This window comes from Pseudomonas sp. F2, from assembly GCF_057174385.1.
Window position 1 is genome coordinate 1,050,703 of record NZ_CM169904.1, and the last position, 13,356, is coordinate 1,064,058.

The window sequence follows — 13,356 nt, forward strand, 5'->3', positions numbered from 1 at the left end:
AACACCGATGACGGCAACCTTGGGGTTGCCGTCATTTTTTTTGGCTCGAATACACGCCGAACATGAAGTTTGTGTGACATCCGTTCGGTCGCGCCCCTCGCCAACGGCCTATGTCGTAACAGCAGGTTTTTGCAGGCCTGCGGCATCTTTGGCAACCCAAGTGTGGCAATCAAAAAGGATCTCGTAGTGATGCTCGCTCGCCCATCCCGTCGTACCAACGTTCTGTCCTCCAAGCGTGAAACCGTCGAGCCGGCGCTGTGGTTGCTCAAGCCGTTGGCGCACGCAGTGGCGTTGTGTCTGGTGGCGGGCAGCGCGCAGGCGCAGACGGCGTTCAGCTCGGGCTGGTTTGCTGCCAAAGGTGCGGCGCAGCAGGCCGCAGCGGCGCGTCCGAGCGTTGGCGGATTGCCGGGGATGACACCGCCATTGGCCCAGCAACAAAAAGCCAATGCGCAATTGCAGCGTTCGATCCAGACCCTAAACAACACCGTCGCCGCGATTGCCGCGCAACAAGCGGCGCAGGCGGCCGGACGCGCTGCTGCGTTGGGCACGGTACAGTTTGTACCGGACGGACTGGGCGAGGGCGGTTTGAAAGTCGATAACAGCCTGACCCAGGGTTGGCAGAACGCCAAGGGCCCGCAACAGACCCAGGCCGACGGCAAGACCACAGTGAAGATCGAGCAGACCGCCGACAAGGCAATCCTCAACTGGGAAACCTTCAACGTCGGCCGCAACACCACCGTTGAATTCGCCCAACAGTCCAACTGGGCGGTGCTCAACCGGGTCAACGACCCGAATGCCCGGGCCAGCCAGATCCAGGGCCAGATCAAGGGCGACGGCACGGTGATGCTGATCAACCGCAATGGCATCGTGTTCAGCGGCAGCAGCCAGGTCAACGTGCGCAACCTGGTGGCCGCTGCCGCCAACATCACCGATATCCAGTTCCGTGATCGTGGCTTGTACTTCGACAGCACCGGCACTCAGCCAACCTTCACCGATGCCGCTGGCAAAGTGCTGGTGGAACGCGGTGCCTCCATCGACACCCACAAACCGGCATCGTCTACCGCTGCCGGGGGGTATGCCTTGCTGCTCGGCAATGAAGTGCAGAACGACGGCAGCATCAACACCGTCAAGGGCCAGACCGTGCTGGCGGCCGGCGACCGTTTCTACATCCGCAAGGGCTCGGGCACCGAGGGCAATGCGCTGTCCAGCACATTCGGCAGCGAAGTCATTCCGGGCTTCAAGGCCGGTGCCGTTGCGGGCAAAGTCACTAACAACGGACTGATCCAGTCTGCCACCGGCGACATCACTCTGACGGGGCACGAGGTCGTGCAAAACGGCGTATTGCTCGCCAGCACGTCAGTGGCGACGCGGGGCACGATTCACCTCACCAACCCGAGCACCGACAGCAGCGGCAGCGTCACGCTGGGGCAGGGCAGTGCGACGGCGATCATGCTCGACAGCAGCGACATGACCGCCCTCGACAGTCAGCATCAGGCCGCGCTGACGGGCGTCACGGCCAATAACCGGATCCGTGGCGATCAGTCACGCGTCGAGATTCAGAGCGGTGGCAGTGTCGAGTTCCAGAGCGGTTCGATCACCCTGGCCACTGGCGGCCAAGTTGCGGTCAATGCACAACGCCGCAGCCTGGTGCGTGACGGTGCAATGATCGATGTGTCCGGTGCCCTCGGCGTCAGAGTGGCGATGGAAAACAACAGCATCAAGATCAACGTGCAGGGTAACGAGCAGCGTGATGCGTCGGTCAACCGCGAGAAAGGCGCGCTCAACAGCAATGACATCTGGGTCGATGTGCGCGAGCTGGTGTATGTGCCGGCGGGCACCAACGGCTACGCCACGGATCGCTGGTACACGGCGGGCGGTTTGCTCGAAGTCGGCGGTTATCTGGGCACCCAAGGGCACAGCGTCGGCGAATGGATGGCTCAGGGCGGCACGGTGAGTTTTGCCGGCAACGACGTGGTCACGGAAAAAGGTTCGTTGATCAACCTGTCCGGCGGCACCCTGGATGTGCAGAGCGGCGAGATCCGCCAGAGCTGGCTGCGTGGCGCCGACGGCAAGTTGTATGAAGTGTCGCGCGCGCCGGGGGATCTGCTCTACACCGGTCTGTACAAAGGCTATGAAGACAGCAGCGAACGCTGGGGTCAGACTAGCTATTACTACAGCCCGCTGATTGCTCCGCGCTCACGCTTCGAGTCGGGTTACACCGTGGGCCGCGATGCCGGGCAACTGGTGGTTTCCACGACCAGCGCCGTGCTTGACGGGCAGATGATCGGCGAGGTGTATCAGGGCGAACGGCAGAATCAGGCGCCGAAACCGCTGCTCGACGGCTATCAGCAGAGCCAGACCGCGCTGGCCCGCCGGGCGCAGTTGATCGTCGGCAGTTACGACCCGACCTTCGTCGCGGCGTCGAATGGCCTGCTCTACACCCTCAATCCCTTGCTCGATCAGGTGCAGATCGGTGGCACGCGCCCGGCCGCCGGCAATGATCTTGATTTGACCGGCGCGGTGTCCGATGCCCGCAAGGGCAAGCTCTATCTCGATAACGATCTGCTCAACGGATTCCACCTCGGTGCGCTCAAGGTTTCGACCAAGGATCAGATTGCCGTTCACGGTGCGCTCACGGTCGACAACGGTGGCGACATCACCCTGTATTCCCCGGATGTGCAGATCGGCGCCGACCTGACCGCGCGTGGCGGTAGCCTGCGTCTGGGCAATGTGCTCAATCAGTTTCTCAGTAGCGATACCGCTGACACTCGGCTAACGGCGAAGGTCGGCAAGGCGACGCAAGTCACTGTGGCCGACGGTGTGCAACTCGATACCCGTGGTGTATGGAGCAACCTGCGCAGCAACCCGGATGACGGTGCGAGCCTGGCGTCTCTCAATGGTGGCCTGGTATCGATCCGCAGCAGCGGCGATATCGACCTTGGCGCGGGCAGTCTGCTCGATGTTTCCTCCGGTGGCGCTGTGCTGGCCAACGGCAAGACCCAGGGTGGCAAGGGCGGCGACCTGACGCTGCAATCCAGTGCGATTTCGGCGCCCGGTGAAACCCACCTGAACCTTGCGGGCGATCTGCGTGGCTACGGTGTCACGGGCGGCGGCACGCTGACGGTGCAGGCCAACAGGATTCTCATCGGTCAGACCGACAAGGCGCTGGCCGACAATACCCTGCAGCTGTCTGCCGATCTGTTGCGCAAGGGCTTTTCCGCCTACAACCTGATTGGCCTGAATGGGCTGGACGTTGCTGAAGGTACGGCGATCGATGTGCACATGCCGGTGTACCGTTTCGCTGATGCCGCGCCGAATCAGGTCAGTGGTGTCGATCCGCAAACGGCACTGGAGCTGTGGACGCCGACGCTGTTCCAGGAAAACCCGACCAAGGGCCTGTTGACCCAACGCGCCGGCGCCAGCCTGACGTTGCAGGGCGGGGCCAGCCTGATCGGTTTGATCGATGCCGCCAACAGCCCCCTGACCCTGGGCCGCGGTTCGCGGATCAGCGTCGATCCGGGGCAGAGCATCAAACTGCGCGGTGCCGGGCAGATCACCGTGGAAGGTGAGCTGAATGCCTGGGGCGGCACGATTGATATCCGTCAGCAACAGTTCGGTTCGAACAAGCCGGCGACCTCCATTGTCGTGGCCGATCCGGGCGCACATGACCGTTCCATCTGGATCGGTGAACAGGCTGTGCTGGATGTCGCCGGACGCGCCAATACGGCAGTCGATGCGCTGGGCCGCACTTACGGTCAGGTCGCCAAGGGTGGCAGCATCATCATCGGCGGTGAAATCGATGCGAAACTGGCCACTGCCACGGCCGCCGATGCTTATGTGATCGTCCGTGAAGGCGCTCGGCTGGAGGCTTCCGGCAGCGAGACCGTTCTGGATATCGCCGGCCAAGGGCCGACCCGCGTCGCAACCGACGGCGGGCGGATCAGCCTGAGCTCCTACAACGGCCTGTTCCTTGAGGGCCACCTGCGTGCAGCGGCGGGCGGTGTCGGGGCTGCCGGCGGTCGTCTGGACATTGCGCTTGAGACACCGCTGTACGTTGACTCGGCAAGCAATGCCGTGCGGGCGCCGCGAGAGATGATCATTGGCCAGGCACCTGCGGACAAACCGCTCGCGCCGGATCTGCGTCCGGGCGAGGGCGCCGCTGGCCTGCGCTACGGTCAGACGCGCTTGAGCGCAGACGGCCTGATGGCGGGCGGCTTCGATAACCTGAGCCTGTTGAGCAACGGTTTGCTGTCGTTTGACGGCGACGTCAATCTGCACATGAACCAGAGCCTGACGCTGTACGCCGGGGCGTTGTCGCTGGCCGACGCCTCCGCGAGTACGACCCGCGTCGATTTGAGCGCGCCGTACCTGCGTCTGTCCGGCGTGGGCACTTACCACGCCGGCTTTGGCCTGATACGGCCGCGATTGACCAATAATCCGACGACACAATTGTCGGACGCGACCTTCAACGCATCAGCCGACCTGCTGGATGTGGGCAATGGCCTGTCGTTCGGTACACAGGGTTCGATCCTGCAACTCGGCGCGCCGGCGGTTGCGTATGGCCGACGGGCATTTGGCCTGGTGAACCTCGACAGTCGTGGCGATCTGCGTTTCCTCGCGCCCAACGACGGTGCCGAAAAAACCCGGTTGTGGACGCCGGGTGACTTGAACCTCGGTGCTGCACAAATCTATCCCGCCAGTGATGTCCAGGCTGAAGTGCGCGTTGGCTATCAGGGCGCCGTTGCGGTGTCCGACCATACGCTGCGGATCAGCAGCCACGGTGCGGCACCCGCTGAGGTGCCGTATTCGGTATTCGGCAATCTGAGTTTTTCCGCGGCGTACATCGAGCAGGGCGGGGTGGTGCGGGCCCCGCTGGGCAAGATTGTTCTGGGTGACGATTTGCAGACCACCAGTCATGAGGTTCGACTGCTGTCGGGCAGCACCACGTCGGTCAGCGGCGCCGGTCTGGTCATGCCATACGGCGGCACCACGGACGGCATCGACTATCTCTACAACGGTAAATCGGTGGTGTTGAACGGCATCACGGGCGATAAAAACGGTGTGGCGATCGGTGGGCAATACATCGAGGTGCAGAACGGTGCGCTGATCGATCTGTCCGGCGGTGGCGATCTTCGCGGCGCCGGTTTCATTTCCGGGCGCGGCGGCTCTACCGATGCGCGCTTCAATCCGCTGGTGCGCAATGCCACCGATGGCACCTTCAGTCTGCCGGGGCTGGCGAGTAATCCGGTCTACGCCATCGTGCCGGGCAATCAGAGCCGTTACGCGCCGATCCTGGCCGAAGCCGGAGCGGTCGATCCGCGCATCGGCCAGCAGGTCACTATTGGCGCCGGCGTGCCGGGGCTGGCGGCGGGGACTTACACGCTGCTGCCATCCACCTTTGCCTTGTTGCCGGGCGCATTCCGGGTCGAGGTCAACGGTCAGGCGACGCCGGCTGCGACGACGGCAGCGTTGCAACTGCGCAACGGTTCGTGGACCAGCAGCGGGCAGATGTCGATTGCCAACACCGGACTGCGCGACAGTCTGGCCAGTCAGGTGATCCTGACGTCGGCTGAGGTGTTGCGCCGTTACTCGCAGTACAACGAAACGTCGTTCACCCAGTTCATCCGCAGCGATGCCGCCCGGCGTGGCGTGCCCCGTGCGTTGGCGCCAATGGACGGCAAGGTGCTCGATCTGCGCCTGAGCACGGGGGGCAAGCAAGAGACTGCGTTGCAGTTCGATGGGCGAGCGCTGTTTGATGCCGCCGAGGGTGGGCTGATCGGCACGGCGGCATTACGCGGCGGTTACGCCGGCGCCGAGTTCGAGGTGCTCGCTGCGGGGCATGCGCCGACGCCGGGTTTCAGTGGCGTGTCGGTGTACGCCGACACGCTGAACAACCTCAATGCCGGACGTCTGACGCTCGGTGCGCTGCCGGAGGTGATTTACAACACGACGGGCAACATCATCAAGTTTTTGGGGGCCTCGGACAACATCACGCTGCGTGAAGGGGCCATCCTGTCTGCGCCGGAAGTCGTGTTGCGCACCACCTCGACCACCGGTGGCATCACGGTCGAAGCGGGCGCCGGGATCAACACCCTGGGGCGTGGCAATGTGGCCTTCGATTCAACGTCCGGCTACCTCTACCAGCCGCAAGCCTCGAGCCTGTTGGTAGTGTCCAACGGCTGGACCAATGTGCTGGCGCCGGCAGCGGCCAGCGGCATCAGTGGCGCGGGCAGCATCCGGATTGGCGTGTGTGTCACGTCATCTTGCAATGATCCGGCGCTGCTCTATTCGAACGGCAGTATCACTGCCGCCACCGATAACCAGTTCGAACTCGGTGAAGCGGTGCGTTTCGGCACCCGTCATCTGGCACTGTCGGTCGGTGCGGTCAATGCCGGCAGCGCCGAAGCGCTGGCGGCGGCAGGCAGCCGTGTGCCCGCCGGTCTAACGCTGAACCAGAACGTACTCGACCGCTTGCTGCGCGGTGATACGCAGTTTGCCGCGCCGGCCCTGGAAACCCTGAGCCTGACCACCCGCGATGCCTTCAATTTCTACGGCAGCGTGAGCCTCGACACAATCGATCCGCAGACCGGCCAAAGCAAACTGCAGAACCTGCTGCTGGTCACCCCGGCGATCTACGGCCTGGGCGATGCCAACGATGTGGCGAGCATTCGTACTGCCAACCTGATCTGGAACGGCGCAACGCAAAGTGCTGGCAGCGTCATCACCGGTGGCGCCGGTACGGGCAGCGGCACGCTGGATATTCAGGCCCAGCGGATCGAGCTGGGTTACGGCCCGATGCCTCAGGCCAGCGGGCTGGATCAGAACAATCGTCTGGCGCTGGGTTTTGCCAACGTCAACCTCAGCGCCAGCGAGCGCATCACCGCCAATCACAAGGGCAGCCTGGCGGTGTATCAGGAGCAGGGCGCTTACGATCCGCTCAAGGGTTACCGCTACAGCGGCGGCAATCTGAACCTGCGCACGCCGTTGCTCACCGGTGAAGCAGCTTCGGTCAGCCTGTTGAAAGCCGGCAACAGCCTGACGCTCAGCGGCGGCGGGACTGCCGGGTTGGCGAATGCCTTGGGTGCGGAGTTGAATCTTGAAGCCCGCGACATCGTACTGGACAGCCGTATCGCCTTGGCCAGCGGCAAGTTGACCGTCAAGTCCGAGGGCGATTTGACGCTGGGCACTCGTGCCGTGCTGGACATGGCCGGGCGGACCTTGCCGTTCAACGATGTCAGCAAGTACAGCTGGGGCGGCGACGTATCGCTGTACAGCGCCAACGGCAATATCCGTCAGGCTGCGGGCTCGCGGATCGATCTGTCGGCGAAGAACAATCAGGCCGGTAACCTCAGCGTCATCGCACTGGCCGATGCGGCCGGGACGGTCGATCTGCAAGGCGAGATTGCCGGCGGCAGCAGCGGTTATTACGACGCCGGCGGCACGTTGGTTCCGTACAGGGCCGCTGGCGTGGACATTCGCGCGCAGCGTCTGGGCGGTGACGCCACCGAGCAGTTCGCCGCGCTCAATCAGCGCTTGAATGCCGGGCAGGTTTACGGCAGCCGCAGCCTGCAACTCAAACAAGGCAACCTGGTGATCGGCGACGGTCTCAAGGCCGGTGAGGTCAATGTGTCGGTGGACAATGGCAGCCTGACGGTGGCCGGTCTGATCGATGCCAGCGGCGAGCGTGTCGGCAGCATTCGCCTGTCGGCGAAAAATGGCCTGACCCTGGCTGGCAGCAGCGTGCTCGATGCCCATGGTCGCGTGCTGCGTGTCGACAGCTACGGCAAGATCATCGATGCACCCAACCGCGCCACGGTCGAACTGAATTCCGGCGATGGTTTGCTCACGCTGGGCAGCGGTGCGCGCATCGACCTGCGTCACGGCACCGATGCCGTGCCCGGTGTCCTCGCCGGGCAGCACGATGGAATGCTGCGCGGTACGCTGGAGCTGAACGCGCCGCGTCTTGGCAGCAATGACATCGCCATCGACGCCAGCGGTGCGCTGACCATTCAGGGCGCACGCTCCATCGGCCTCAACGGTATGCGCCGCTACACCGATGCCCGCGAGGGTGTCGATCAGGCGGTCAGTGGCCGGCCGTATCAAGTCACCGATCAGGCCATGCTCGAACGCATTCATGGCGACAGCACTGACTTTATCAACGCCGCACTGGGCAATAACGATCTGCTGCAACGCAAACTCGCCGGGCTGAATAACGCCACTTACGCCGATGCATTCCATCTGCGGCCCGGTGTGGAGATCGCCAGCAAGACGGCTGACGGTGATCTGGTGGTGGAGGGCGATCTGGACCTTTCGGGTTATCGCTATGTCAGCCTCAATCCGCACACGCAGCTGAACCCCTCCGTATATGGTTCCGGGGAAGCGGGCAGCCTGGTGATTCGTGCCGGTGGCAACCTCGATATTTACGGCAGCATCAACGACGGCTTCGCGCCGCCACCGGAAACCCAGGACGATGCCGGCTGGAAACTGATTGCCGGTGTGCAGCCGTTCGGTGGCGATCTGATCGTGCCGGGCAGCGGTGTTTCGCTGGCTGAAGGGACACAGTTCCCGATCGGCGTCACGCTCAATTACGACGTGACCATTCAGGGCGCAGTGTTGGCCAGTGGCACGTTGTTGCCGACTCAGGCGGTGCTGGGTGAAGCGTATACCTTCAGCGCCGGCACCGTGCTGGCGGGGGCGATCCACGACAGCAGCGGTCATCTGCTGTACGCCGCCGGTACGCTGCTCAGCGACAGTGTGACGTTGCCTGCCGACACACGCCTGGGTGCCGGGATCCGTTTGAACAAGGCCACCGCCCTGCAAGCAATGAACTGGCCCAAGGGAGTGCCGTTGCCCAGCGTTTACGATGCAGACCTGACTACGTTCTCCGGGGTGAAGTTAAAGGGCGAACTGGCCTTGTTGCGCGGCTCGCTGATTCCGTCGATGACCGATGTGAAGCTCGCCGAAGGCACTTCGCTGATCGAGTTGCGCCCGTTCAACGGCACACAACAAGGCAAGAACTGGGCGCTGGCCAGCATGCTGCCGTCGGGCAGTGCCTCCTGGTCGATGCGCGTGGTCGCCGGTGCAGATCTTGCTGCGGCCGACAGCCGTGCGGTCAAACCGCTGACCCCTGAAGGCAATCTGCGGCTGGCGGACAGTCATTACGGCGTCAACATCACCACGGCGGCGGGCAAGCTGGTCTGGGCTCCGGATAATCCCTTCTTTACCCCCTACGAGCCGGTCCCTGATGACATGCTCGAGTACTGTCAGCAGATTGCCGACTTGTGCGTACCCATGGCCCGCTGGGTCTGGGCGCCAGGTAGCGGAATGGGGCCGGACTACGAACCGGTTCCCGAGGAGGCTCAATTCATTTGTGATCTGCAGCCAGAGCTGTGCATCGGCAACAATCCGGGGAAAACGGCCAAGGCCCATACGCAGATGTTCAGTGTTCTGCGCACCGGTACTGGCGATCTCGATCTGATGGCTGCCGGCAACCTGAGCATGGATTCGCCTTTCGGCGTGTACACCGCCGGTACACAGTCATCGAATGTCGACCCGTTGTATAACCAGAAACGCGGGCATCTCTCGGACAATAACTCGGTGTTGGGCACCGCTGGTGCCGATTATGAAAAGTGGGTCAACGGCGGTAGCGACAGCCTCTATCAGGCCTGGTATCCGCAATTGGGTGGCAATCTGCACATCAATGCCGGTGGCTCGGTTTCCGGTGATTCCGTCGGCACAAAAGCACAATCGGTGAATGGCGGTTTCCGCGAACAGATCGCCAGTGTGGCAATGGGTAACTGGCTGTGGCGCCAAGGCACGGGCAACCCGGATGTGCCCACAGCGTGGTGGATCAACTTTGGCAGTTACGCTACTCGGTTGATGACGCCTGACGGCAATACCGAACCTTACCTGGTGGGCTTCACCGGGTTCGGCACCCTGGGCGGCGGCAACATCAGCCTGCGTGCCGGTGGCGACGCCGGGATGCTCAGACCGTTGGGCGATGCGGTCAATTATCCGCGCAGCCAAGGGCTGATCGTTGCCGTGGGCAGCACCGGGCGTGTCGCCGACGATGGCAGCGTGCAGATGACTGGCGGTGGCGATATGGACATTCGCATTGGCGGCGCATTCAACCCATCGCTGCAAGCGCGGGCCGGGGATAGCGGGACTCAGCCGCCGAGGCACGACCTGCAAGGCGCACTGATCAACTTGCGCGGTGCGGCGCAATTGACCGGAGGGGCGCTGGGCGGCCTCAATCTGCAATACGGTGCCAGCTCGCAGTTGCATGATGTCCGTGAAACCCGACCGCTGGATCCGTTCACCTCGACGACCAGCAACGCCTCCGGTGGCCTGGTGTTGATTCCCGGCGACTCGGGCATGAGCCTCAGTACCCGTGGAGACCTGGTGTTGGGCGGTGCGGCAGATCCCGGACGTGTGCGCCTGCTCAATGCCACGCCACTGCTTGATGACAACGGCAATATCCGCACTGGTGGCATCCTGAGCGGCTTCTCGCTGTGGACTGATCACACCGCCATCAATCTTTTTTCCGCTGGAGGCAATCTCACGCCGAGTACTCAATTGGCCGAGACCGAGGCCAATCTATCCCCTGTGAGCGGCGCCAACTCGTCGCCCACCGATGGACGTTTTGTGTACCCGTCGATTCTTCGGGCGGTGGCGGCGCAGGGGGCGATTTATGCCGGGCCATCGGCGGCTTACAGCGAGCGTGACTTGTCACGGACAACCGCTTATTCACTGTTACTGGCCCCTTCGACATCCGGACAACTCGAACTGTTGGCCGGGGACTCGATCTACGCCGGCGGCTATGCGATCAATCAGTCGGGTGCCAGTCCGCTAGCCATCGCCACCCCGTTCAGGCCGTCATTCCTGGCCTTTGCCGGCAATAACCCCAACAAGCCACTCAACAGCAATTACGGCAGTGACGGTGTTAAACCGGAAGGTAATTCGCGTTATCCATTGTTCGCTTTTGGGCCCGACAGCTATTCCGGTTTGAGTGAAGTGCAGGGGCCCGCACGGTTCTATGCCCTGACCGGCGATCTGGTGGGGGTACGCAGTGGCGAGACGTTGAGTTTCGATACCTCGAAACGCACTTGGTACGAAGCAGCAGGCCCTGTCTGGATGATTGCCGGACGTGACATCGTGGCATCCGGAACCCACTTGGGCCAACCGACAGCCGTGCAGCCCGAGGAAATGGGCGTCGGTCAGGAGGGCATTACCTCGACCGGTAACCTGTTCGTTCATAACGACGTGCGAGATGTATCGCGCGTCTCGGCAGGTCGCGACATTCTCTACAGCAGCTTCGATATCGCCGGCCCTGGCACGCTGGATATCAATGCCGGGCGCAACATCCTGATGGAAAATCGCGCCAGCATTACCAGCCTCGGCGCGATAGTGGCCGGGGATACGCAGCCCGGTGCAAGCGTGGTATTGCAGGCGGGCACGGGCGCGCAGGGGCCGGATTACACAAGGTTCATCGCGCGTTACCTGAGCCCGCAGAACCTTGCCAATCCGGATGCCGCTCTCAACAGCCAGCCGGGCAAGGTGGTCAAGACCTACCTCGACGAGTTGCAGAGCTGGCTGACCCTCGGCTACGGCTTCAGCGGCAACGCAGAGCAGGCACAGGCTTTCTATGCCGCGCTGCCAAGTGCCGAGCAGGCGATCTTTGCGCGGCAGGTGTACTTCGCCGAACTGCGCGCCGGTGGCCTGGAATACAACGACGTCGATGGTCCGCGCAAAGGCAGTTACCTGCGTGGTCGCAACGCCATTGCGGCGCTGTTCCCGAGCACTGATGTGGCGGGCAATCCGATCCGCTACGACGGCGACATCACGCTGTACGGCGGCGCCGGGGTCAAGACCCTGTTCGGCGGCGACATCCAGATGCTCACGCCGGGCGGCGGTCAGGTGTTCGGCATCGAAGGCGCGGCGCCACCGTCCACGGCGGGGATCATTACGCAGGGTTCGGGCAACATTCAGCTCTACTCGCAGGGCAGCATTCTGCTGGGGCAGAGCCGGATCATGACGACCTTCGGCGGCTCGATCCTCGGCTGGTCGGCCGAGGGCGACATCAACGCCGGTCGCGGCTCGAAAACCACCGTGGTCTACACCCCGCCAAAACGCGTCTATGACACTTGGGGCAACGTGACCCTGTCACCATCGGTGCCGAGCACCGGTGCGGGTATCGCCACACTCAACCCGATTGCCGAAGTCGCCCCCGGCGACATCGACCTGATCGCGCCGCTGGGCACCATTGATGCGGGCGAGGCGGGGATTCGTGTCTCGGGCAACGTCAACATCGCCGCGCTGACCGTGGTCAACGCCGCCAACATCGCGGTGCAGGGCAAGACCAGTGGCGTACCGGTGGTGGCTTCGGTGAATACCGGCGCGATCACCTCGGCCAGTTCCGCGGCATCGTCGGCTACCCAGGCTGCGGAGGACGTGGCGCGCCAGCAGCAGGCGGCAGCACGGCAGAGTCAGGCCTCGGTGTTCACCGTGCAGGTGCTGAGTTTCGGTAACGAGCAACTGGCGCCAAACCGCGATGGCGCCAGCCGTGCGCCGACGACCGGATACAACCCGGACAGCCCGGTGCAGGTGCTGGGCGCCGGGGCGCTGGATGAACAGGCGAAACAGCAGCTGACCGAGGAGGAACGGGGGCAGCTGACGTTGTAAAGGACTCTCGTGTAGTACGCTTCGGGCGGCCTTTTGGCCGCCCTTTTTTTATGTTGATGAGGTTCGTGGGTATTGTCGTCGGGTGTGGACTAACGTCAGTATTTTGATGCGCCCGTTCACTCGATAGACCAGCAGATAGTTCGGATTGACCACCATTTCCCGAGTGCCTGGCACTCGACCGGCCCGGTAAGCATAGGGGATTGATGAAAGCCTTTGCGTTGCTGCACCAACCTTGTGCTGTAGAGCCACTGAAGCGTTGGAATTGTATTGTTCAACGTAATCGATAATGTCAGCCAGATCGTTCAGAGCTTGATCGCTCCATTCAAGCAGCAGCGCGGCGCTTCCTGCGCATCTCTTCCAGCATCTGGTCAAGCATTGCCATAGCTTCATCATGAGGAATGCCAGGGCTGGGGTCATCGAGTGCCTCCTGCACCTTGGCACGAAACCAGCGATCGTAGCTCTCTGCCTCTTCTTCGGATTCGAAGTCAGAGTAAAACGGGGAAAGTAATAAGCTCATAGTGATCTCCGTGATCAATCTCAGCAGTTTAAGGGGGGATGGCCCATTGTCGTCACTGGCAGACGATGTACCCCATGAGCTCTCGAAGAACTATGGGATAACGAAGCCCAGTATCTGCAAGCGCCCCTTTGGAATCTGCCGGACGTTTCCCTCCGTTG

3 protein-coding genes are annotated in these 13,356 nt (G+C 62.7%); 1 reads left to right on the forward strand and 2 read right to left on the reverse strand.

Going from position 1 to position 13,356, the window contains the following annotated elements:
• Positions 1–189 precede the first annotated feature (189 nt).
• Positions 190–12,681 carry a filamentous haemagglutinin family protein gene (locus AC193Q_RS04640; RefSeq protein WP_121185101.1) on the forward strand — a complete coding sequence of 4,164 codons (12,492 nt, stop codon included), beginning with the start codon at positions 190–192 and terminating at the stop codon, positions 12,679–12,681.
• 48 nt (positions 12,682–12,729) lie between these two features.
• Here the strand turns inward: AC193Q_RS04640 and AC193Q_RS04645 are convergent, their stop codons facing one another.
• Together AC193Q_RS04645 and relB are read right to left on the reverse strand one after the other, a co-directional pair.
• Complete coding sequence (locus tag AC193Q_RS04645) at positions 12,730–13,098, reverse strand: type II toxin-antitoxin system RelE/ParE family toxin (RefSeq protein ID WP_483879220.1); 369 nt, start codon at positions 13,096–13,098, stop codon at positions 12,730–12,732.
• Positions 13,004–13,198, reverse strand: a complete 195-nt coding sequence (gene relB, locus AC193Q_RS04650; RefSeq protein ID WP_095136765.1) for a type II toxin-antitoxin system RelB family antitoxin — start codon at positions 13,196–13,198, stop codon at positions 13,004–13,006. Before relB ends, AC193Q_RS04645 begins: the two co-directional genes overlap by 95 nt.
• Positions 13,199–13,356 lie beyond the last annotated feature (158 nt).

Coding starts and splice junctions, on each gene's coding strand:
- AC193Q_RS04640 (WP_121185101.1), top strand. CDS start 190: ATGCTCGCTCGCCCATCCCGTCGTACCAACGTTCTGTCCTCCAAGCGT.
- AC193Q_RS04645 (WP_483879220.1), bottom strand. CDS start 13,098: ATGACCCCAGCCCTGGCATTCCTCATGATGAAGCTATGGCAATGCTTG.
- relB (WP_095136765.1), bottom strand. CDS start 13,198: ATGAGCTTATTACTTTCCCCGTTTTACTCTGACTTCGAATCCGAAGAA.